Here is a 24,126-nt window from a genome sequence, read left to right as displayed (position 1 = left end):
ATCCATTATCAAATAACTGAGTTAAGAATAGTGGAGATAAAAGCTGAACGACTAAAATCGATGGTATTAACCGTTGAAAACTGACTAATAAATTTTTCATAATTACGAAATATTCGCATCAACACTTAAAAATAAATTTCCATCCATAATTAGATAAACCACATGATTAATAATAAAGTTTTTGTTGTATGTGCCCCTGATTATTCAGAAAATTCGGGTGGCTCTATATGTGTACATCACCTAGCAGATATATTAGCCAGTTTAGGATATACGACATATATTGCTCCATTGCTAACCGAGATTAATATTCTTTCATTAAAAAAATTTAAAAGTGCTGTAATGCATACTTTTTACCTTCATTTGTACAAACTCAAAAAAGTTACATCATTTCCAGCGAATAAAGCTAAAATAATAAGTGTTTTAGATGCCAAGTCGTTAGCCCAAAAAGGGGCTATTTTTATCTATACAGATACAGTTTTGGGGAATCCATATCAAGCAAAAAAAATAGTGAGATGGTTACTTCACTACCCAATGTTTTTCCATAAGCAAGTATGTTGGAGTCAAGGTGAAATTATTATTCGTTTTAATGACAACATTCCAAAACAAAATTTAAGCGGTATTATTTTCCTAGATCAACTACTAAAAATAGTAAAATACCCAATCGATCTTTATTTGTCAAAGATCAGTAAAGATCGATTAGGTTCAGCGCATTTGATTAGGAAAGGAGTTGGTAAAGATTTTATCCACCCACCTAATTCAATTTGTATAGATGGATTATCTCATCATGAAATAGCAACCATACTAGGTAAAGTTCAATACTTCTACTCTTATGACTTATACACTGCATATTCCTCATTAGCGGCAATAAGTGGTTGCGTGTCAATTGTTGTTCCAGATAAAAATGTCTCTATATTAGATTGGTATCCTTCTATCGAAGATAGATATGGAATATCTTATGGTACTGAAAATATAAAATGGGCAATAGAAACACAGAGCCTAGTTTTAGAAAAACTAAAAAAAAATGAAGAAACAAATATTGATAATACCAAATTATTCATAGCATCATTAAATAATTTAGAAAATTTTTAACTAAATAGCCTGAGAACACTAGTGGTGTTCATACCTGCTACGAGGCAGATACAAACTTAAAAAGCGACTTATTTTCACAACCAATCAATATCTAGGTAAACCATGTTTTTTCACTTTATAACTGTTAATTATAACAACTGCAATTTTACTAAAGAGTATATATATAGCATAAACTCAATACCACTAGATGAAGGTGATCATGTAAATGTAATAATAGTTGATAACAAATCAAACAATGAAGACTACCGAAATCTTGAAATCTTTTGCCGCACATTTGATTCTGTAGAGCTAATTAGAAATGACACCAATCTAGGATACTTTAAGGGTCTTAACATAGGTATAACCATAGCAAAGAAAGATAGTAATACACTGATCATAGCTGGCAACAACGATTTGACTTTTGATAAGGATTTTTTAAAAAATCTCAAGAAAATAGCATATAACAAAAACACTTTAGTTATTGCACCCAATATCATTACCCTAGAAGGCAGACAGCAAAATCCTCATGTTATAAATGAAGTACCCAGAATAGAGAAAATAAAATGTGAGATTTACTACTCTAACTACTATATAGGTCAATCACTCAGATTTATAAACAGATTATTCAGAAATCCACTTAATAAGAATGAAAAAATACTAACCAATGATTTCGGACAAATGCCGATCAAGAGAGGAATTGGGGCTTGTTATATTTTAACTCCACATTTCTTTGACTTTTTCGAGAAGTTGGATGATCGTGTATTTCTATGGGGTGAAGAAGCATTACTTTCAAACCAAGTAGAGAGCGTCTCAGGTATTACATTATATGATCCAACGATAAAGATCACTCATCATGAAAGTGCTAGTGTTGTTAACATTGAGTCAAAAAAAAGATATGATATAAACAAAGCATCTTATAAAATATACAAGAAATATCTATAGATCACCATGTCATATATAATCGTATTTAATGCCTTCTTTTTTACATTAATTTCGTCTTTTTTCCGTAATTCAGGGCTATTCGTACTTTTATTAATTCCTGTTATGTGGGCTATGTTTGGAGCTAACTACTCTAACGCAGATTATGCCAATTATTTAGCCACATACGAATTACAGGAGCAAGAAGTAGTTTTCGATACCAGTCAGATAGGATTCATTAATTTAATGAGTTTATCTAGCACTTTAGGACTAAGTTATAATGGTTTCTTAACAATTGTATCATTCATGGGAATATTGCTAATATATTCAACTATTAGCAAATATACTGAAAAACCAAACTTTGTTTTTGCTCTTTACTTCATACATCCTTTCTTTCTTGATATTATTCAAGTCAAACATTTTCTAGCAATGTCGATCATTGTATTCTCAGTCAGATTTCTAATCGAAAATAGAACAACATCAACATACAAATATATTGCAGGGATATTAATTGCATCATCAATTCATTTCATAGCACTGTTTTTTCTACCCTTAGCATTTATAAAAAAGATAAATATTAAAATTCTTATTATTTTTATAATCATCTCATCATTAGGGGTATTATTTTTAGACAAACTTAATATCATGCAGTCTTTAGCCATAAAAATAACAGGTAGTACCAGAACTGAAAGCTATTTTGAAAACAGGGCTAATTTTGGTTTCTTTGTTCAGTTTTTTATTCAACTATGCACATTAGCCATAGTGTTTTACTCTGTAAATATTTTAAGAAAAAAAAACAAAAGCAGCAAGTTTGTAGAGCTTATATTAATAATCAATATTTATTTACTTATTTTGTTCCCATTTTATGTAATTAATGGGACTTTTGAGCGGGCATTTAGAATAAGTTTAATCCTAGACTATATTTTATTTTCCCTGACATTTAGTACACTTAGTATAAAGCTAAAACCCTATTACATCTCTATGCTAGTTACGTTAGTGAGTCTATTATTTATATGGCACGTTTATTACAACTACAGTGAAGAAGTTTTTTATTCTATATTTGAGAACAATCATGTATTTGACTACTTTTTTAACGGAAGCTAAATAATGTTTAACGGAAAAACACTCCTAATTAGCGGGGGCACAGGCTCTTTCGGCAACGCCGTCCTCCGCCGCTTCCTCCAAACCGACATCGCCGAAATCCGCATTTTCAGCCGTGACGAGAAAAAGCAGGATGACATGCGGAAGAAGTATTCTAATCCCAAACTGAAATTCTACATCGGTGATGTACGCGACTACCAAAGCATCCTGAATGCCAGTCGTGGGGTCGACTACATCTTCCACGCCGCTGCACTAAAACAAGTCCCCTCATGTGAATTTCACCCCATAGAAGCCGTCAAAACCAACGTAATGGGAACTGAAAATGTCTTGGAAGCCGCCATTCAAAATCAGGTAAAACGGGTAGGTAAGCGTTCACGCCCTCTATTAGGCATTCCAGCGAACTTGTAGTAAATTCACCCCATCCCAACAGCGAGTCATTTACCCCTTGTTAGCCGCCGTTCCTACCTTACCCACGACACTGGATGAAGCGCATCAGGTGATCGTGCGCCAACAGGAACGGATAACTGAGTTGGAGAAGCAAGTGGCACGGGTGGCGGTGCTGGAGCAACAAGTCGAAATGCTGCAAAAACAACTGGAAGAACTGGTTGCCAAATTCGGCAGCAGTTCGCGTAACAGTTCCAAAGCGCCGTCCTCCGACAGCCCGGAACAACGGGCGTTGCGTCCCAAACGCAAGGGGAGTAGCCGCCCACACGGTGGGCAACCGGGGCATCCGCGTCACGAACGGGCGTTATATCCTCCCGAACAAGTGACCCGTACCGAACAGTATTTCCCTGAAAGCACCTGTTCCTGTGGTGGGGCAGTGGCGATTGATTGGGGAAACCCTTACCGCCATCAGGTCACGGATATTGCTCCACCGCCGCCACCGGACGTGACGGAACACCAGTTTTATCAGGGTGTTTGCCAATCCTGCGGCATCAAGCACCACAGCCAGTGGCCGGATTGGGTGCCGAGCGGTCAAATGGGTGCAGGCGTGATCGCCTGGGTGGTGATTTTGAGTGGTCAGTTCCGCCTATCCATGCGCCAGATCCAGGTTCTGTTGTGGGAAATGTGCCACGTGCGTTTTAGCACTGGGGCTATCAGCAAGGCGCAAGGCAAAGCCATTCCGTGGATGGGGCCGCTATACCGTCAAGTAGGTCAGTATGTACGCGGACAAGCGGTATGCCACGCCGATGAAACCCGCCATTATCGCGGTACGAACACTTACTGGTTATGGGCATTGGCTGACCATAGCGTGAGTTACTTCATGACCCATTACTCACGCGGCAAGGCCGCCGCCGATGCCTTGTTGGGCAGCTTTACTGGCTATCTGGTCACCGACCACTTCAGTGGTTACGGCAACGTCCCACCCGAACGGCGGCAACTGTGTTGGGCGCATTTGATCCGCCACTTCCGCAAAATGGCGGGGCGTTGCGGCGAAGGGGGAAGCGTGGGCAAACGCCTGTTGTTACTCGCCTATACCACCGTCCGCACCCATCACCGCTGGCAACAACAACCCGATGAAGCCGCTCGCTACCAACGGCGGATACTCCGCTTGCGCCGCAGCTTCCAAGCCACGCTCAACAAAGGCTTGGCATTGGAGAATTGCAAACGCACCACCAACCAATGCAAGCATTTGCTCAAGGATGAGGCGATGTGTTGGACTTTCCTCAAGGATAGTCGCATTCCCCTCACCAATAACCGTGCCGAGCGGGTGATCAGGCCGTATGTGCAATGGCGGAAAACCAGCTTTGCCAGCCAGTCGGCACAAGGTGACAGATTCCGTCCAACGGTGATGACCGTGCTGGGGACGGCACGTCAATTGGGGATGAATATGGCGATATTGATGCGGGACATTTGCTCACAAGGCTTGGCTCATAAGTCTGTCTCGGTGCGCTTCCCTTTGGCTCAACCGTTAGCTTCTAACCCGCTACAGACGGCGTGAACGCTTACAACGGGTAGTCTGTCTCAGCACCGATAAAGCGGTTTACCCCATCAACGCAATGGGTATCTCCAAAGCCATGATGGAAAAAGTCATCGTGGCGAAATCACGTAACCTGAAAGGCACACAAACCACAATCTGTAGCACCCGCTACGGCAACGTCATGGCTTCCCGTGGCTCAGTCATCCCGCTGTTCGTCGATCAAATCCTCGCTGGCAAGCCCATCACCATCACCGATCCCAACATGACCCGCTTCATGATGACCTTGGAAGATGCGGTAGATTTGGTGCTGTATGCCTTTGAACACGGACAAAACGGCGATATTTTCGTGCAAAAAGCCCCCGCAGCCACCATTGAAGTCCTCGCTCAAGCGCTACTCGGTATTATGGATAAACCCAACCATGAAGTCCGCATGATCGGCACACGTCACGGTGAAAAACTGTACGAAGCCCTGCTCAGCCGTGAAGAAATGCTCGCCGCCGAAGATAGGGGCGACTACTACCGCATCCCCCCCGACTTGCGTGACCTCAACTACAGCAAATTTGTGGAAGAAGGCGAATCCCGCATTGCCACCATCGAAGACTACAACTCCCACAACACCACCCGTCTCGATGTGGAAGGCATGAAAACCCTGCTACGCAAACTGACCTTTGTTAAAGCCTTAGAACGCGGCGAATACGTCCAGCCAGAGGAATAAATACCGTGAAAGTCCTAGTCACTGGCGCAGACGGGTTTATCGGCAAAAACCTGTTAGCCCGCTTCGCAGAAATGGCAGATATAGAAGCCCTGCGTTTCTCACGGCAAAACACCGAACAGGAACTTCCTGAGCTGATTGCCGCCGTCGATGCCATTATCCATTTGGCTGGTATCAACCGCCCACTGTCACCGGAAGAATTTGTAACAGGCAACACCGGGTTAACCACCACTCTAAGTCGGATTCTCACCGACACCCAGCACACGATTCCCGTATTATTTGCATCATCCACCCAAGCAGCCCTAGACAACCCCTATGGCAGCAGCAAACGCGCAGCCGAAGATGCTTTACGGCATTATGCCGAGCAAACGGGTGCAAACGTTTACATCTACCGCTTGCCCAATGTATTCGGCAAATGGTGCAAACCCAACTACAACTCAGCGGTAGCGACCTTCTGCCATAACATCGCCAATGGTTTGCCGATCACCATTAATGACCCCAACGCACCCATCACACTGGTGCATGTGGATGATGTGATCCACGACTTCCTTCAAGTGCTGCAACATAAACCAGTCATAGCACAGCAAACCTTCCGCGCCGTTACCCCCGAATACCAAACCACGGTAGGCGAACTAGCTCAACAAATCGAAGGCTTCCGCAACAGCCGCAACACCTTGATCACCCCCAAAGTCGGCACAGGGTTACTTCGGGCGTTATATTCCACCTATGTCAGCTATTTACCGACAACAGACTTTGCTTACAACGTCCCGAAATACGGTGATCAACGCGGTGTTTTCGTGGAAATGCTCAAAACCCCTGATTCAGGGCAATTCTCCTTTTTCACCGCCCACCCCGGTATTACCCGTGGCGGTCACTATCACCACACCAAAACCGAAAAATTTCTAGTGATTAAAGGTAAAGCCCAGTTTGGTTTTCGGCACATCCTCACCGATGAAACCTTCACGCTAGAAACCGACGGTGACAACCCACAAATTGTCGAAACCATCCCCGGCTGGGCGCACGATATTACCAATATCGGTACGGACGAAATGGTCGTCATGCTCTGGGCAAACGAACAGTTTGACCGCGAACACCCCGATACTTACGCACATCAGGTTTGATATGAAAAAGCTCAAAATAATGACCGTGGTCGGCACCCGCCCGGAAATCATCCGCCTGTCACGGGTCATGGCAAAACTCGACCAATATTGTGATCACGTGCTGGTGCATACCGGGCAGAACTACGATTACGAACTCAACCAGATATTCTTTGACGATCTGGAAGTACGCAAGCCGGATTATTTCCTGCAAGCCGCAGGCGCATCCGGTGCGGAAACCATCGGTAAAGTCATTATAGGCGTAGATCAAGCACTTGCTGAAGTCAAACCGGACGCGATGCTGGTACTAGGTGACACCAATAGCTGCATGGCAGTGATTCCAGCTAAACGCCGCAAAATCCCCGTATTTCACATGGAAGCAGGCAACCGCTGTTTTGACCAACGCGTCCCCGAAGAAATCAACCGCCGTATCGTCGATCACACCGCCGACATCAACCTCACCTACAGCAGCATTGCGCGTGAATACCTGTTACGCGAAGGCTTACCACCCGATATGGTGATTAAAACCGGCAGCCCGATGTTTGAAGTGCTGAACCACTACCGAGCAGGCATTGAAGCCTCTGAAGTACTCAGTCGCCTAGAACTTAGCGAAGGTCAGTTTTTCGTAGTCAGTGCGCACCGTGAAGAAAACATCGACTCTGACAAAAACTTCCTGAAACTGGTCAACGTCCTCAATACCGTGGCAGAACATTACGGTTATCCGGTGATTGTCTCGACTCACCCACGCACCCAAAAGCGTGTTGATGCGATGAATATCAGCTTCCACCCGTTAGTACGCCTCCTGAAACCTTTAGGCTTTAAGGATTACAACAAACTGCAAATGACCGCCAAAGCGGTATTATCTGACAGCGGCACGATTACGGAAGAATCCTCGATCTTAAACTTCCCTGCCCTCAATATCCGCGAAGCCCACGAACGCCCTGAAGGGATGGAAGAAGCCTCGGTTATGATGGTGGGTTTAGAGACAGAACGGGTGATGCAAGCTTTGTTCGTACTAGAATCGCAGGCACGAGGCAATACTGAACGCACACTACGCCCTGTGGGTGATTACAGTATGCCGAACGTTGCCGAGAAAGTTGTGCGGATTATTCATAGCTATACGGATTATGTGAATCATGTTATATGGAAAAAAGCGTAACAATGAATAATACAGATCAGCCTAATAAACCGTGGGTTGCTTATGTCGGACCATTCAGATTTCCTGATGGCGGAGCAGCGGCCAGAAGAATCTTAGGCAATGCCCTAAGTATTTATGAAGCTGGTTATGACGTAAAAATTATTTCCGGTCAAACAAAAGAAGAAATAAAAACAGAGATTCCTGATTTCCTTGAGGTTATATCAACAGAAGAAAGAACTGCCGAAAAACTACCGCAGTTTCTTAAGAGAATCATCTACCTTACTATGGGACGAAAAACCTACAACTGGTTTAAGTCTCAAAATAACAAACCGAACTACATAATATTATATAGCGGCTACACGCCGTATATTTTATGGATGAAATATTACTGCAAAAAAAATAAAATTCCCTTATTCTTCGATGCTGTTGAATGGTATGACCAAAATAGCGTAATTAAGAATATATTATCACCCTATCAGTGGAATATAGAGTTCTCCATGAGATTTTTGCTACCAAAACTCAATGGATTAATTGTAATCAGCGAATACTTGCAAAAAATTTATGAGAAAAAATCCATAAAGACAATTAAAATCCCACCGACCATAGATACAAAAACAATCATACCAACCTATACTAAAGTTTCAAAAAAACCTCTAACTATTGCTTACACTGGAACACCTGGCTCTAAAGATTTATTAAATGAATTACTTGAAGCGATTTGTTATATTAATGAAAACGACATATTTGTTACTTTGTGCTTAGCTGGCATTACTGAACCAGAACTAATTGCATATGACTTTTTCAAAAAAACAAAAAGAACCGACTCGCCAAGTTACATAAAAGCTTATGGGAAAATAAACCACGATGCAGCAATAAAATTAGTTGGATCAAGTGACTTTAGTATTTTATTTAGAGAGAAAAATAAAGTTTCATCTGCTGGCTTTCCAACGAAACTAGTAGAAAGCCTATCCGTAGGCACACCATTAATTGCAAACATTACAGGAGATATTGGCATTTATTTGTTAGACGGCATTAATTCTTTTGTATGTCAATCACCGAGCAAAGAAAATATTACGAATGCTATAGAACGTGCCTTATCACTTCAGGCACATGAATATGAAAACATGAGATTTAATGCAAGAAAAACAGCCATAGAGAACTTTGACTATCGTCACTATACACTCAGTTTTAAAAATGAACTCTTCAAGTAAAATATCATATTCCAATTCCAGTCATGTATTACTGATTGGTGCTCTTTCTGAGTCTTTAATAAACTTCCGTGGCTCACTCATCCAGTCCCTACGCAAAGCCAATTACCAAGTAACTGGCATGGCTTCAGAAACACAAACCAAAGTCATTGAACAACTAGCCACATGGGGCGCAAATTTCCGCGCTTACCCTGTACAACGCAATAGCCTAAACCCACTAGCAGACTTCAAAACATGGCAATCCCTACGCCAAACATTCCAAGAACTGCAACCCGATGTCATTCTCGCCTACACCATTAAACCGGTAATTTGGGGTGGGCTGGCAAGCCGTATTCTCCCGAATACACGCTTTTACGCCCTGATCACCGGGCTTGGCTTTGCCTTCCAAGGGGAAACGTTCAAGCGCAAACTGCTAGTGAAGCTAGTCACATTCCTCTACCGCACGGCCTTAAAACGAGCCGAACGGGTGATCTTTCAAAACCCTGACAACCTCAACGAATTTGTTCAACGTAGCATTGTACCAGCCGCCAAATGTGCGTTAGTTAACGGTTCGGGCGTAGACATTAGCCGCCACACACACACACCCTTGCCCAATAACCCGCCTGTTTTTCTCACCATCGGGCGTTTATTAGGCGAAAAAGGCTTCCGCGAATATGCCCAAGCTGCCCAAATTGTCAAAGTCTGCTACCCAGAAGCCACCTTCCAACTACTAGGACCAGAAGACCCCTCACCCGATGGCATCCCCCTCAGCCAAGTACAACACTGGCATCAACAAGGCTGGCTCGAATACCTAGGCTCAACCCATGACGTGCGCCCCTATTTACAAAACTGCCATATCTACGTCTTACCCTCCTACCACGAAGGGATGCCACGCACAGTACTAGAAGCCATGGCAACAGGTCGTCCGATCCTGACAACTGATGTTCCCGGCTGCCGTGAAACAGTAATCAATGGTGACAATGGCTACCTAGTCCCCAAAGCCAACGCCCAAGCACTCGCCGAACGCATGATCTGGTTCATCGAACACCGCAACCAATGGCAACGCATGGGACAACGTAGCCGCCAGTTAGCTGAAGAAAAATACGACGTACACAAAGTCAATGCTGACATACTAAAAATCATGGGGTTAGATAAAACGTGACACCCATCACACCAATTTATAACAAAAAACCATAAAATTAGCTTATTGTTATAGAAAGGGGCACTCAACATGAAACGTACAACTGACTTCATAGCAGCGTTATGCCTGCTCATCTTATTTAGCCCAATCTTGCTGGTGGTGGCTCTTTTAGTCAGCCGCAAACTTGGCTCACCCGTTTTGTTTTCACAAGTGCGCCCCGGCTTATACGGCAAACCTTTTCGTATGATCAAATTCCGCACTATGACTGATGCCCGCGATGCCAACGGCGAGCTACTACCAGACTCCATACGCCTCACTGCATTCGGTAAATTCCTGCGCTCCAGCAGCCTCGACGAACTTCCCGGATTATGGAATGTCCTCAAAGGCGATATGAGTCTAGTCGGCCCTCGCCCCTTATTAATGGAATATCTACCACGTTACACTCCACAGCAAGCGCGTCGCCACGCAGTACGACCCGGCATTACTGGCTGGGCACAAGTCAACGGGCGCAACGCCATTAGCTGGAATCAAAAATTCAAACTCGATGTTTGGTACGTGGATAACCAATCCTTCTGGTTAGATCTGAAAATCCTATTACTGACCGTGAAAAAAGTCTTCGTGCGTGAAGGCATCAGCGCCGAAGGCGAAGCCACCATGCCCAAATTCACCGGGAGCTGAGTTCCTGCTATACTCGGCAGAACTCAACGATGACAAGGAAACCCACCATGCAAGCCGTCGCCTCGCTCCGCTATGGGGTCATTTTCAAAAAAGCCTTTTCCCAACCCGATGTGTTTACCGCTTTTGTCAAAGACATCCTCGGCATCGACATCATCATTGATCACGTCGAAACGGAAAAGTCTTTTCCCAGCCCAGTGGGTAATGTCAACAACCACTTTGACCTGTTCGCAGAGGATAAAATCAACCGGATTATCGTCGACATCCAGCACCGCCGTTACCCCGACCATTATCACCGCTTTTTGCACTACCACTGTGCCGCACTCCTCGAACAAGCCGTCAGTTCCCAAGACTACCGCCCCGCACTCGCCGTTTACACCATCGTCGTATTGACCTCTGGTGATAAACACGGGCGCGACATGAGCCTGATTGACTTCGACCCCAAAGACCGCCATGGGCAAGGTTTGGGCGAAATTCCCCATAAAATCATCTACATCTGCCCCAAGTACCTCAACGATGAAACCCCTGAGGCGTGGCGTGAATGGCTGCTTGCCATTAACGACAGCCTTGACGAACAAGTGGATGAAACGCACTATCACAAGGCTTGTGTCCAGAAAGTTTTTGCTTCCATCCAAAAAAATACCCTTACCCCCGAAGACCGTGCCCGCATGAAAGACGAATACAGTGAAGACCTGTTACGCCGTGAAGAATGGGAAAAAGGCATAGCGAAAGGACGCGAAGAAGGACGAGAGGAAGGGAAGCTGGAAGGCAGATTGGAAATCGCCCGCAACTTGTTGGATATTTTGGACGATGCCACCATTGCTAAAAAAACAGGCTTAACCGTGGCAGAGATCGTAGAACTGCGTCAAGGGAAGCGATAAGCAAGTGATCTACCTCTATGGCGCAGGCGGACACGGCAAAGTCGTCCTTCACACCCTGATCCAACAGCAAAAACGGGTTGAAGCCTTCATCGACGACAATGCGCGTGGGCGTTTGTGCGGTCTGCCGATACTTTCCCCGCCGGAAATTCAAGACCTATACCCATACGCCATCCACTTTGCCATTGGCAACAACCGTATCCGCCAACGCTTACAAACCGAATGGCTACGTCTTGGTGTCATAGCTGAAACCGCCATTCACCCACAAGCACTCATTTACCCCGGTGCAACCATCGGCACAGGTAGCCTGATTACCGCAGGCAGCATCATCGGCCCAGACACTCACATCGGCACAGGTAGCATCATCAACCACCATGCCACAGTTGATCATGATTGCAATATTGGCGAATTCTGCCACATCGCCCCCGCAGCAACCCTCGGCGGTGGCGTTACCATTGGCTCACAATGTCTGATCGGCGCGGGCGCAACCATTCTGCCATACCTCACGCTGGGTAATAATGTCACCGTCGGTGCAGGCGCGGTTGTTACCCATAACCTGCCTGATAATGTCACCGTCGTCGGCTGTCCGGCACGTCCTCTACCTTTGAAATAAAATCATGCTAAACACACCCTTCCCCTCATGGCCTTCTTTCACTCAAGAAGAAGCCGATGCCGTCTCCCACACCCTCCTCTCCAACAAAGTCAACTATTGGACAGGCAACGAATGCCGCGAATTTGAAAAAGAATTCGCCGCATGGTGTGGCACAGAACACGCCATAGCGGTCGCCAATGGCACAGTCGCACTAGACCTTGCCCTCAAAGCCCTCAACATCGGTACAGGCGATGAAGTCATCGTCACCTCGCGCACCTTCCTAGCCTCCGTCTCCTGCATCGTCACCGCTGGCGCAACCCCTGTCTTCGCCGACATCGACCGCGACAGCCAAAACATCACCGCCGCCACCATCGCCCCCATGATCACCCAGCGTACCCGCGCCATCATCTGTGTCCACCTCGCAGGCTGGCCGTGTGAAATGGATGCCATCATGCAACTCGCCACCCAACACCAACTCTACGTCATCGAGGACTGCGCCCAGGCCCACGGCGCAACCTACAACGGGCGCATGATCGGCAGCATCGGTCACATCGGCGCATGGTCATTCTGCCAAGACAAAATCATGACCACCGGCGGCGAAGGCGGCATCGTCACCACCAACGACCGCGCACTCTGGACAAGCATGTGGAGCTACAAAGACCACGGCAAAAGCTGGGAAGCCGTCTACGAACGCCAACATCCACCCGGTTTCCGCTGGCTACACGACAGCTTCGGCACCAATTGGCGAATGCTCGAAATACAAGCCGTCATCGGACGCATCCAACTCCAACGCATGACCGACTGGACAGCCCAGCGCCGCCACAACGCCCAAGCCATCGGGAACACTGCCAGCCAACTCCCCGGCTTGCGCGTCCCCACCATCCCTGACCACATCGGTCACGCCGCCTATAAATGCTACGTTTTCGTCGAACCCACCCACCTCAAACCCGACTGGAATCGTGACCGCATCATGGCGGAAATCAACCAACGCGGCATCCCCTGCTTCTCCGGCTCGTGTTCAGAGGTTTACCTAGAAAAAGCCTTCGACAACACCGACTGGCGACCCGCCCAACGTCTCCCCACCGCCCAAGAACTCGGCGAAACCAGCCTAATGTTCCTCGTTCACCCTACACTCACTGCTGAACACATCCATCAAACCTGCACCGCCCTAATTGAAGTGATGCAGATGGCAACATGACCAAACGCAAGCTCTTTAGTCCCGCCTTCAAGTTGGAAATCGCCAAACTGATGATGGATGAGCATTACAGCATCAAGCAAGCCTACCTGCGAAATCATCGCTAAAGCGTGCTATACTCCAAGCCGATGCAGTTATTATCAAGGTACTCACCATGCAAGCCGTTGCTTCCCTTCGTTATGGCGTGATCTTCAAAAAAGCCTTTTCTCAACCTGATATATTCACCGCATTTGTCAAAGATATTCTGGGCATTGAACTGGTCATTGATCACGTAGAAACTGAAAAGTCGTTTAGCAACCCCATCGGTTCAGTCAATAACTATTTTGACCTGTTCGCCGAAGATAAAGTCAACCGCATCATCGTGGACATCCAACACCGCCGTTACCCTGACCATTACCAGCGCTTTTTGCACTACCATTGCGCCGCCTTGCTGGAACAAGCTGTCCACGCTAAGGACTACCGCCCTGCGTTGGCGGTTTATACCATCGTGGTACTCACCTCAGGCGATAAATACGCCCGTGATATGGTGATGATTGACTTCGACCCCAAAGACCGCCACGGCGTAGGCTTAGGGGAAATACCCCATAAAATCGTCTACATTTGCCCCAAATACCTCAACGACGAAACCCCTGAAACTTGGCGCGAATGGCTGTTAGCCATCAACGATAGCCTCGACGAGGAAGTGGATGAATCGGCTTACCACAATGGCAATGTACAAAAAGTGCTGCAAACCATCCGCAAAGACACCCTCACCCCCCGCGACCACGCCCGCATGAAAGACGAATACAGCGAAGAAGAATTACGCAAAGAAGAGCGGGAAAAAGCACTTCAGGAAGGAATGGAAAAAGGAATGGAAAAAGGCGAACACCAAAAGGCGCTTGGCATTGCAGCCAACTTGCTCGACCTCCTTGATGATCATACCATCGCTCAAAAAACGGGATTAAGCTTAGAACAAGTTGCACAACTGCGGGAAAAAAGGTGAAGGAATCCATCCATCAAGCACTTAAAACAGCCTGTCACCATCCGCTTGGATAACGATGCCGTGGAATACTGACTGAAGAAACGGGCATCCCCTACCAGACACTCATTAACCTCTATTTGCGGGATTATGCCACCCAGCACCGCAAACGGGAGGATGAGAGCAACTCCCATCCTCATTATCGAAGTGCTGTCTGGCTCAACCAAGCGGATTGACTTGAAAGAAAAATTCGATAATTACATACAAATTCCCTCACTGTTGGAATACGTCATGGTTTCGCAGGAAACGCCCTATTTGCGGGTTTACCGCCGCCGTACCAACTGGCAATTAGAATCCTATTACGCCGACAATACCTTGATACTGGAATCCGTTGATTTAGAAATAGCCGTACGCCACATCTACCGCAGAGTTAGGCACGTCAACTTTAACACCCATACTGTGAGCCTAATCACATCCTATCCACCGCGTTTTCCATAAGATAACCCTATCTCCAGCAACTGTTGGAGAGCCGCTGACAAAACTAGGCTTATGATTCGAAGACGAAGCGATCTAAGGGGTCAGATTATAAGCTTTGCTCGTTCCCCCTCCATAACATCCACGACGATGTAGGGCGGTAGCGTGAGCCACGGTCTACGCTTTGTCTGAAATCCTATCCAATAGCACAAAATTTTCAGGAAGAAAGATGATGGGCGCAACCAAACGTTATGCTTCTTTGCCGTTTTCGCTACCTCGCTGGCAAAAACGTTTATTCATGTTGAGCACCGATATACTGTTACTGCCTTTGGCGGTTTGGCTCAGTTTTTGTCTACGCTTAGGCGACTGGCAACCCACCCTGCATGATGGTGTGTGGATGTTGCTCGCTGCCCCGTTGGTCACACTGCCCGTATTCGTGGCACTCGGCTTATACCGCGCCGTCATCCGTTTCATTAGCGGGCACGCCCTGATGGCTGTGTTCTATGGCGTGACGCTATCGACTATTATGCTCAGCATCTGTGGCGTTATATTCGATTGGGACAACATCCCCCGTTCCGTCTATCCCATTTATTGGGGTGTAGCCTTCCTCTTGATTGGTGGCAGCCGCTACGTGGCGCGACGCTACTATTATGCCCTTCAGAAAAACACTTCACAGATCAAAGTCGCCATTTACGGTGCAGGGCAATCAGGCACACAACTGGCAGTCACACTGGAAAACCTACCCGAATACCACGTCATCGCTTATGTGGATGATAACCCACGCTTGCAAAAAGCCATTATCAACGGCATCCACGTACACGCACGGGAAGCACTCCCAGAGCTGATCGACACCTACGACATTCAACAAGTCTTGCTGGCTATGCCATCTGCCAGTGCGGCGCAACGTAACGAAATCCTGCATTATTTAGAACCGCTGGATGTCCATGTCCGCACAATCCCCGGCCTCGTGGATCTGGTCTCCGGCAATCAGACCATCAGTGAATTACGCGATATTGAAATTGATGACCTACTCGGTCGCCCCCCCGTACTACCTAATACCACGCTGTTGAGTGCTTGTATCACCCATAAAGCCGTCATGGTCACAGGTGCGGGTGGCTCAATTGGCTCTGAACTGTGCCGCCAAATTATTCGCCTGCAACCAACCTGTTTGGTACTGTTTGAATTATCCGAATTTGCTCTCTACCAAATTGAACAAGAGTTAATTCAACTCGCCAGTCATGAACCGTGCTCTATACCGTTGATACCCGTATTAGGCTCGGTACAAGACCGGCAACGCGTTGAAAGTATTCTCAAGCAATACCATATCCAAACCTTGTACCATGCAGCCGCGTATAAGCACGTACCGATGGTCGAGCACAACCCAGTGGAAGGCATCCGCAACAATGTGTTTGGCACTTGGCGCACCGCTGAAGCAGCCATTGCGGCAGGCGTTGAACACTTCACCCTCATCTCAACCGATAAAGCCGTTCGCCCCACCAATATCATGGGGGCTAGCAAGCGCATGGCAGAACTGGTATTGCAAGGGCTAGCTCAATTACCCAGCAAAACCACGTTTGGCATGGTACGCTTTGGCAATGTACTCGGCTCTTCTGGCTCGGTCGTCCCCCTCTTCCGCAAACAAATTCAGGCAGGTGGACCAGTCACCGTCACGCACCCTGATATTATTCGTTACTTCATGACCATACCGGAAGCGGCGCAACTCGTTATTCAAGCGGGGGCTATGGCAACGGGTGGGGATGTCTTCCTGTTGGATATGGGTGAACCGGTACGTATCTTGGATATGGCAAAACGCATGATCCGCCTCTCAGGGTTAGAAGTGCGCGATGAGCACTCCCCTTACGGTGACATCAGTATTGAATTCAGCGGTCTGCGCCCCGGTGAAAAGCTCTATGAAGAATTGCTAATTGGCAGCGTATCAAAAGCCACGCAACACAGCCGTATCTTCAAAGCCCATGAACAAGCGGCCGCTTGGCCTGAGTTTGAGCGCGTATTAAACAAGCTGGATACGGCTTGCCAACACTACGACTTAGCCAGCATTCACCGCTTATTGAAACAGCAAGTTCAAGGCTTCAAACACAGTGGCATGATGCCGGATAACTTCATTCCCACCCCAACGGAACAAACCAACAACTACGCCGCCTGTGCATAATTATCAATCAAGCGACAGGGATGTGATTGGCATCACATCCCTGTCCCGCGTGCCACGTTATTCTGCATACTTAAGGCACGTTGATAATATTTGTTAGAAAAGGGGAGATGGGTACAGAAAACAATCTGTATACTATACTAGCGAATAAACAATAAACATTTGTTGCCAATTCATTATTTTACTCATGCGTTAACGGGCAGACTGACATATGATTGATTTACATAGCCATATACTCCCCGCTCTGTGTGACGGCTCGCAAGATATGGAAACATCGCTCGCGATGGCGCGTATTGCAGTTGCGGACGGCACAACGCATTTAGCGTGCACACCCCACATATACCCTAACGTATATGAAAACACCACTGCCACCATCCGTCCGGCGATGGAAGCCTTACAAACGGTACTGAATGAGGCGGGTATTCCACTAACCTTAGTCATTGGGGCGGATGTGCAATTCACACCGACGCTGCTCTCTGGCCTGCGTCACGGTACAATCCCCACGCTGCATGGCTCACGCTATTTCCTGCTAGAACCGTCGCATCATGTCCCCGTGCCGAATTTTCTTGAACACATCGAGAACTTTATTAATGCGGGTTATGTCCCAGTCATTACCCATCCAGAGCGGTTGCACTGGTTGCACGGGCATTACGAAACATTTCTGGAAGCAGCAAAGTTAGGCGCGTGGATCCAACTGACCGCAGGATCTGTTACCGGGCATTTTGGTCGTTCTGCCAAAAACTGGTGCGAACGCTTCCTGATGGATGGGTATGTGCATATTCTTGCCTCAGATGCTCATGAGGCAAAGTCACGCATTCCTGTGCTGACCGATGCGGTAGCAGAAACGGCACGTATTCTCGGCGATGAAGCTGAAGCGTGGCGTATGGTACGTGACCGCCCACAAGCTATTTTAGATGATCTGGCTCCTGAAGACGTTTACGCGCCACCTGCCTTTCACTTGAGAAGGCTTGCTGCCACCTCCACAACGAAAAAGCCGTGGCTACGGCGCTTATTTGGCTAACCGGATTGAAATGATGATGAAAACAACGATCCTTCCTACCCTATTACTCAGTGTTACATGTGCAGTATTACTACCGGCTTGTAGCACCTCACCGATGGGCAGCAGTGATGGCACAATGCCGAATGCGCAAACGCTGTTTGCCAGTACGGCAGAACTAGACTACACCGCTAAAGCAGAAGAATACCGCATTGGCGTGGCTGACTTACTGGAAACGAGCGTATTCCGTGCTGAAGAATTTTCCCGTCAAGCAAGGGTAGACAGTGATGGCAACATCTCGTTACCACTGTTGGGGAATATTAAAGTCGAAGGCTTAACACCCGTACAAACAGAACAAGTCATTGCCGAACGGTTACGCCAGAAATACTTACAAAATCCACAAGTCACGGTGTTTGTTAAAGAATACAGTAGCCAGCACATTACGTTAGATGGTTCATTTAAAACCCCCGGTGTTTACCCAATTACAGCGGGGCAAGTTAACTTAATTCAAGCATTGGCATTGGGCAACGGTTTGGATGACATGGCTGACCCCAGTAAAATCGTGCTGTTTCGCAAAGTAGGCAACCAAGTAAAAGCCTATCAGCTCAATATTGATACGATCAGGAAAGGACAATCCAAAAACCCTTACCTGCGCAATAACGATATTATTGTGGCACATCGCTCAGATAGCCGTTACTGGCTGAAGGAAGTCTCTTCCAGCATGAGCAACATCGCCAATATTTTAAGCCCTTTTTAACGAAATACTGCTATGTCAAACATGAAACCACCCTATCCGATTGCGCTGGCGCAAAAGCCCCATAAGCTGGCATTGCGCGAAGATGAATTTAACGCCCTCACTTTGCCCCCAAAGGGCGATGATGATGGCGATGATGAAATCGACCTACGGCAGCTCTGGGACACTGTACGCCGTCATAAATGGACGATTGTGGGAATTGCCCTGCTGATCTTCATCATTGTCACCATTGTGACATTGATGATGCCGCCGCAATATCGCTCCACCGTGACCTTGAAAATTGATTTGGAAAACAGCGCCAAAGTCCTGAACTATGACGTTGAAGCCCAAAGTACTCGACCGGTTAATGACAAAGATTTCTATCAAACCCAATACGAATTACTCAAAAGTCGCTCGTTAGCGCGGCGCGTCATTGATCAACTTAATTTGTACCCGAATGATGCGGAAGCAGAAACACAACTCGCCAAACCGTTCTTTGCCGACGCTTTAGAACAGCTCGAAACGGTGATGCGTGGGGAAGAGGATGGTGCATCACGGGAACGTTTGGGCGCATACCCCGTTGAGGAAAAGTTTTTGAAAGGCATGGCAGTTGAACCTGTCAAAAACTCCAGCTTAGTCAAAGTTAGTTACAGCAGTAAAGATCCTGAACTGGCTCAGCGCATTACCAACGAAATTGCTGCGCAATACATCAGCTTGAATTTAGAACGTCGAGTAGACTCGACCTCTTACGCCAAAACCTTCTTGGACGACCAATTAGCACAAGCCAAAAGCAAGCTGGAAGAATCAGAATCCAAGTTAGTCGGTTACGCCAAGCGTGAACAAATCATTAACACTGATGATAAACGCAGCCTATCTTCACAGCGCATGGAAGCCTTGGATAAAGCAGTCACCGAGGCAGAGAAAGATCGTATCCTTGCAGAAGGCGTCTATGAACAAGCTAAATTAGGTGATACCGCCGCTGCGATAGCAGAAAGCACCAATATCCAAAGCTTGAAGGAACGTTACTCCAAACTGGAATCTGATTACCAAGAAAAGCTGCAAGTTTACAAGGCAGATTACCCGCTGATGGTTGAAATCAGCCAACAAATGGGCATTATCAATCAACAAATCAACAAAGAAATTGGCTCTGCACGCGATACACTCAAGGCCAAATACTTAGCGGCCAAACAACAAGAAGATTCTTTGCGCAAAAAGTTAGAAACGCAAAAAGGCGATTTACTGGATGTACGTGATAAAAGCATCGGTTACAACACGCTGGAACGTGAAGTTGAAACTAACCGCAATATGTACGAAAGTTTGTTGCAGCGGATTAAGGAAGTCGGTGTAGCAGGCAATATCGACAAAAACAACATCACCGTGATTGATGAAGCCGTTCTACCCTATAATCAGTTCTCACCTAACGTTACACTAAATCTTGCTTTAGGTTTGGTCGGCGGCTTATTCATCGGCATGGTGATTGCCTTTATGCTGGAATTCCTTGATGACCGCATTAAAACGAAGGAAGCACTCGAAAAACTGCTGTCAATGCCAGTACTGGGTATGATTCCCCGCGCCAAATCCAAAGACGAGAAACAAGCTGCACTCATGGGACATCTCGACCCACGCTCTGCAATTGGTGAAGCGTTCCGCTCACTGCGTACCAGTATGTTGTTTGCTACCCGTGAAGGGGCACCGAAAGTATTACATGTCACTAGCTCTATGCCCGGTGAAGGCAAATCCAGTATTTGCGTGAATACCGCCACTGCTTTTGCGCAATCCGGGAAACGGGTTTTATTGATTGATTGCGACCTGCGCAAACCATCTTTGCATCAAAAGTTGAAGCTGGATAACTACGAGGGCATGAGTAACTTCTTGACTTATCAATCAGAAGCCAAGCAAGTCATCCGTCACACCGATATTCCGAATGTGGATATTATCACGGCGGGGCCGCTATCCCCCAATCCAGCCGAATTGCTGCTCAGTGACCGCATGAGCGAACTATTGAAGCTCGTACCCGTTGACTATGACATGATCATCATCGACTCCCCACCGATTATGGGCTTGGCGGATGCCTTGATTTTGTCTAACTGGGCAAATGCTACCCTGTTAGTGGCTACTTTTGCGCAGTCACGCAAAAAACCGTTGCTGGATGCTTACCAGCGCCTACGTCATGCACGCTCACATGTCATTGGATCAATTTTAACCAAAGTTAAGTCGGGTGGTGCTGGTTACGGTTATAGCTATGAATACCACTACACCTATGGTGGAGACAGCAAGAGCGATAAGGGTGAAAAGAAACGCATCAGCAAAGCGGCAGCTTGATAGGAAATAGCAGCATGATCACCAAATGGATCATCGGTAGCCTAATCCTAGCCTATGGCGGTTTATTAACCGTCACAGGCATTGCCGATGGGTACGGACGCACGTATAACGCAGTCGATGGTGGCAACAGTGATGGTTATAACCCATTATTTGACCCTGGCAACTACCATGCACCCACCCATTTTCCGTTGCTCTTTCCACCTAATGCTTACTTAGCATTGGCAGAACAAGCAGCCGTGGATGGCAAAGTTGATGATGCCCGCCGCCATGCGTTTGATGCAGTACGTCATAATCCCGCCAATGGCGAAGCAGCCCTTATGTTGTTAGAGCTGTATGCCCGCCCAGCCCTGTATCGTGTGGTATTGGATGAGACGGAATACGATGCGGAAGACACTGGCACGACAGAACCTGATCAAGCCACAGATGAAACCGATGCAACTGAAGCTTTTCCCACTATCAGCCCAGCCGATAAAGCCGTCGCAGATACAGTAGCGGATATTAGTTACCGTTTACGACCTACTTATTTAACGACATTAGCAACCGTGGCTGACTATTGGTCGGCATCTAAAGAAGATGCCAAATCCTTCCGTGCTAGATCAGCGTTATTGGTCAATAATCCAGAATCTGCCGAAGTCACGTTTCCACTGTTTCACACAGCATTGGATGACCCACGTTTCACCGAATTCTTTGCTCAGCATTTAGCCTCGCCGCCGGTCTGGTGGCCTGCTTTCTTCAATTATTTGCTGGCAAACGAACCTGATGCGGATAAGATCCATCGCTACTACATGGCTCGCGCTAATTCCGCGCATCCCCCCATTCCGGCTGAGCGAGATAGCTATGTTAATCACCTCATTAAAAGCAAATATTGGTCAAAAGCCTACCAAGTCTGGGCGGATAACTTAAGCATACCCGCTGGTTCGGAAACCCAACTGTATGACGGTGGCTTTGAAGATACTAAAAACATCAATCAAGCCTTTACGTGGAAAATCAGCCAACCCGCCCCAACGGTCAAAGTACAACAGACCAGTGGCATGGGTGTGACCGGCAAACTGGGCTTGCACATCACTTTCAAAAAAGGTACTAAAAGCGTTGTGTTTCAGCATGTCTCGCAAACCCGGCTATTACCAGCGGGCGATTACACGTTACAAGGACGTTATCGGTTGGCACAACTCCGTACCAGTAAAGGACTGCGCTGGCGGATGCATTGTGCGGATAAGCCTGACCTACCGGTATTGGGCGAATCTGCTGCCTTCAAGGGTAACGGCGTTTGGGAAAAATTTACGGCCAACCTACGTGTACCCACCGGTTGCCAAGCACAATTGCTTCGCTTAGAAACCGATAGCCCTTATGCCCACCACAACGTTTTTGAAGGGGAAATCTGGTTTGATGACCTCAGCATTGTGAAAGGATCAACGCCACCATGAGCAATGCCGAACATACACCGCTAACACTCGCGCAAGGGCTATTGTTAGCCAGTGCGGGTATTTTGCTGCTGCCATCCCCTTGGCTAGAAACTAACTGGCATTGGTTTCTATTAGAAGTCATCGGCTTGTTACTGGGCATCATGCTGTTAGTCGTGCATCGGCGTGAAGCACTGCCCATTCCGGGGATTGTGGTCGCCTTCATTGCCTATGTGAGTGTAACGTTTGCTTTGTATTTGATACCCGTTCCCCCCGATGTCTGGCTAGCACTACCCGGCAGGGACTTTTATCAGGATGTCGCGACATTGCTGGCACAAACAGGCAATCCAATGGGGTGGCACAGCCTCTCCGTTGACCCTTATGCTACCGCGCAAACACTATTAAGCATCTTGCCTGCATTAGTATTATTTCTCGCTACTATCTCATTAGATACGGATAGACTGTATGTGCTCGTGCGCCTGCTCATCACGGTCGCGGCATTACAAGCTACTTGGGGGTTAATCCAATATTCCGGGGCAGGTGGCTCAGCGCACGGGTCTTATTACAACCGTGACCATTACTCCACCTTAATGGAATTTACGCTACCGTTGGTGATTGCGCTAACGGCACATCACATGGCGCACCGCCGCGAACACGATGAAGGGCGGCATAAAACCCTACTGGCTTTTTATCTGGCAGCCGCCACCCTCATTTTTCTAGGTGGTATGTTTGCCATGTCACGGGCAGGTATTCCCAACTTGTTTCTAGCCATCGTGCTCACACCATTGCTGCTATCTCGTAAGGTACGCAAAACTCATGCTGCTTTATTTATTGTGTTATTTTTGGCATTGGTTATGACGTTAGCCTATTTGACAGGGTTAGTTCCGGTCATTAATCGCTTTATTGCGGCAGACCCACTCGCCGATGCTCGCTGGGTGATGTTCACCCAACAAATCGAAGCCATCCAACAATTTTTTCCGTTAGGAAGTGGTCCCGGTACGTTTGGTAATGTCTATACGGCATTTCAACCCATGGAACAAGTGGGGGCAGGTTTTGTTGCCCATGCCCATAATGACTATCTTGAGTTATTGTTGGAAACAGGCGCGATTGGCATCAGCCTATTGGTATTTTTTCTAGGTATATTCTTATACGGCTGGTACAGACTTTGGCAACATGCACGGCATCCCTTGTTTATGTTACAGGTGGGGGCAGGCATGGGGTTATTACTTTCCTTAATACATGCTTTTTTTGATTTTAATTTCCACACCATTCCACATCCTTTGATATTTGCCTGTTTGGCTGGCATCTTCTTGAAAACGTTAACAACACATAAAAAATAATAGCGCAATCATAGTAGATGTGATGGCTGTTACAGAAAAGTCCTAATGCTTAGGATAAAATAATGTCGTGCCTTATTAACATAATTTCTGGGAAAACCACCAGAAAAGGCAT

The 24,126-nt window shown here is 46.9% G+C and carries 22 protein-coding genes and 1 pseudogene; all 23 read left to right on the top strand.

Annotated elements, in window-relative coordinates; all coding sequences use genetic code 11:
* Nucleotides 1-162 precede the first annotated feature (162 nt).
* The 23 genes and pseudogenes from J1836_RS15815 (at nucleotide 163) to J1836_RS15710 (ending at nucleotide 24,014) form a co-directional block, all read left to right on the top strand.
* Nucleotides 163-1,089, top strand: a complete 927-nt coding sequence (locus J1836_RS15815; RefSeq protein WP_207252096.1) for a hypothetical protein — start codon at nucleotides 163-165, stop codon at nucleotides 1,087-1,089.
* A gap of 102 nt (nucleotides 1,090-1,191) precedes the next feature.
* Nucleotides 1,192-2,010 (top strand): glycosyltransferase, encoded by an 819-nt coding sequence (locus J1836_RS15810; protein WP_207252095.1) that lies wholly within the window; start codon nucleotides 1,192-1,194, stop codon nucleotides 2,008-2,010.
* A gap of 6 nt (nucleotides 2,011-2,016) precedes the next feature.
* Nucleotides 2,017-3,090: an EpsG family protein gene (locus tag J1836_RS15805; RefSeq protein WP_207252094.1), complete on the top strand. Its 1,074-nt coding sequence runs from the start codon at nucleotides 2,017-2,019 to the stop codon at nucleotides 3,088-3,090.
* 3 nt (nucleotides 3,091-3,093) lie between these two features.
* Nucleotides 3,094-3,495, top strand: a complete 402-nt coding sequence (locus J1836_RS15800) for a polysaccharide biosynthesis protein (RefSeq protein ID WP_207252093.1) — start codon at nucleotides 3,094-3,096, stop codon at nucleotides 3,493-3,495.
* Between the two features lie 37 nt (nucleotides 3,496-3,532).
* Complete coding sequence (tnpC, locus tag J1836_RS15795; RefSeq protein ID WP_207250294.1) at nucleotides 3,533-5,029, top strand: IS66 family transposase; 1,497 nt, start codon at nucleotides 3,533-3,535, stop codon at nucleotides 5,027-5,029.
* A gap of 10 nt (nucleotides 5,030-5,039) precedes the next feature.
* Nucleotides 5,040-5,522 (top strand): annotated as a pseudogene (locus J1836_RS15790) (polysaccharide biosynthesis protein); the annotation flags it as partial.
* Complete coding sequence (locus tag J1836_RS21850; protein WP_278189513.1) at nucleotides 5,496-5,723, top strand: hypothetical protein; 228 nt, start codon at nucleotides 5,496-5,498, stop codon at nucleotides 5,721-5,723. The pseudogene J1836_RS15790 and the gene J1836_RS21850, both read left to right, overlap by 27 nt.
* A 5-nt stretch (nucleotides 5,724-5,728) precedes the next feature.
* The gene (gene wbjC, locus J1836_RS15785; protein ID WP_207252092.1) at nucleotides 5,729-6,841 is read left to right on the top strand and encodes a UDP-2-acetamido-2,6-beta-L-arabino-hexul-4-ose reductase; all 1,113 of its coding nucleotides are present in this window, start codon (nucleotides 5,729-5,731) and stop codon (nucleotides 6,839-6,841) included.
* Between the two features lies 1 nt (nucleotide 6,842).
* Nucleotides 6,843-7,976, top strand: a complete 1,134-nt coding sequence (gene wecB, locus J1836_RS15780; protein WP_207252091.1) for a non-hydrolyzing UDP-N-acetylglucosamine 2-epimerase — start codon at nucleotides 6,843-6,845, stop codon at nucleotides 7,974-7,976.
* Nucleotides 7,961-9,166 carry a glycosyltransferase gene (locus J1836_RS15775; protein ID WP_207252090.1) on the top strand — a complete coding sequence of 402 codons (1,206 nt, stop codon included), beginning with the start codon at nucleotides 7,961-7,963 and terminating at the stop codon, nucleotides 9,164-9,166. Before wecB ends, J1836_RS15775 begins: the two co-directional genes overlap by 16 nt.
* A complete protein-coding gene (locus J1836_RS15770; protein WP_207252089.1) occupies nucleotides 9,150-10,304 on the top strand; it encodes a glycosyltransferase family 4 protein in 1,155 nt (384 codons plus the stop codon). The genes J1836_RS15775 and J1836_RS15770 overlap by 17 nt, the downstream gene beginning before the upstream one ends.
* Nucleotides 10,305-10,373: 69 nt before the next feature.
* Nucleotides 10,374-10,961 carry a sugar transferase gene (locus J1836_RS15765; protein WP_207252088.1) on the top strand — a complete coding sequence of 196 codons (588 nt, stop codon included), beginning with the start codon at nucleotides 10,374-10,376 and terminating at the stop codon, nucleotides 10,959-10,961.
* 29 nt (nucleotides 10,962-10,990) lie between these two features.
* Complete coding sequence (locus J1836_RS15760; RefSeq protein ID WP_242632881.1) at nucleotides 10,991-11,839, top strand: hypothetical protein; 849 nt, start codon at nucleotides 10,991-10,993, stop codon at nucleotides 11,837-11,839.
* 4 nt (nucleotides 11,840-11,843) lie between these two features.
* Nucleotides 11,844-12,449, top strand: a complete 606-nt coding sequence (locus J1836_RS15755) for an acetyltransferase (RefSeq protein WP_207252087.1) — start codon at nucleotides 11,844-11,846, stop codon at nucleotides 12,447-12,449.
* A gap of 4 nt (nucleotides 12,450-12,453) precedes the next feature.
* Nucleotides 12,454-13,626, top strand: coding sequence for a DegT/DnrJ/EryC1/StrS family aminotransferase (locus J1836_RS15750; protein ID WP_207252086.1), 1,173 nt, complete (start codon nucleotides 12,454-12,456; stop codon nucleotides 13,624-13,626).
* 151 nt (nucleotides 13,627-13,777) lie between these two features.
* Nucleotides 13,778-14,605 (top strand): hypothetical protein, encoded by an 828-nt coding sequence (locus J1836_RS15745; protein ID WP_207252085.1) that lies wholly within the window; start codon nucleotides 13,778-13,780, stop codon nucleotides 14,603-14,605.
* A gap of 153 nt (nucleotides 14,606-14,758) precedes the next feature.
* Nucleotides 14,759-15,079 (top strand): Uma2 family endonuclease, encoded by a 321-nt coding sequence (locus J1836_RS15740; RefSeq protein ID WP_242632880.1) that lies wholly within the window; start codon nucleotides 14,759-14,761, stop codon nucleotides 15,077-15,079.
* Nucleotides 15,080-15,284: 205 nt separating this feature from the next.
* Nucleotides 15,285-17,225 carry a nucleoside-diphosphate sugar epimerase/dehydratase gene (locus J1836_RS15735; RefSeq protein ID WP_207252083.1) on the top strand — a complete coding sequence of 647 codons (1,941 nt, stop codon included), beginning with the start codon at nucleotides 15,285-15,287 and terminating at the stop codon, nucleotides 17,223-17,225.
* A 208-nt stretch (nucleotides 17,226-17,433) separates the two neighbouring features.
* Nucleotides 17,434-18,243, top strand: coding sequence for a tyrosine-protein phosphatase (locus tag J1836_RS15730; protein WP_207252082.1), 810 nt, complete (start codon nucleotides 17,434-17,436; stop codon nucleotides 18,241-18,243).
* A 10-nt stretch (nucleotides 18,244-18,253) separates the two neighbouring features.
* Nucleotides 18,254-18,976, top strand: coding sequence for a polysaccharide biosynthesis/export family protein (locus tag J1836_RS15725; protein WP_207252081.1), 723 nt, complete (start codon nucleotides 18,254-18,256; stop codon nucleotides 18,974-18,976).
* A gap of 21 nt (nucleotides 18,977-18,997) precedes the next feature.
* On the top strand, nucleotides 18,998-21,274 hold the full coding sequence (locus tag J1836_RS15720; RefSeq protein ID WP_207252080.1) for a GumC family protein: 2,277 nt from the start codon (nucleotides 18,998-19,000) through the stop codon (nucleotides 21,272-21,274).
* Nucleotides 21,275-21,288: 14 nt separating this feature from the next.
* Entirely contained in the window at nucleotides 21,289-22,698 is a 1,410-nt protein-coding gene (locus J1836_RS15715) for a hypothetical protein (protein ID WP_207252079.1), read from the top strand.
* Nucleotides 22,695-24,014: an O-antigen ligase family protein gene (locus tag J1836_RS15710; RefSeq protein ID WP_207252078.1), complete on the top strand. Its 1,320-nt coding sequence runs from the start codon at nucleotides 22,695-22,697 to the stop codon at nucleotides 24,012-24,014. Before J1836_RS15715 ends, J1836_RS15710 begins: the two co-directional genes overlap by 4 nt.
* Nucleotides 24,015-24,126: the final 112 nt, after the last annotated feature.

Source organism: Thiothrix fructosivorans, from assembly GCF_017349355.1.
Classification (GTDB): Bacteria; Pseudomonadota; Gammaproteobacteria; order Thiotrichales; family Thiotrichaceae; genus Thiothrix; species Thiothrix fructosivorans.
This window is presented reverse-complemented; position numbering and strand designations above follow the sequence as displayed.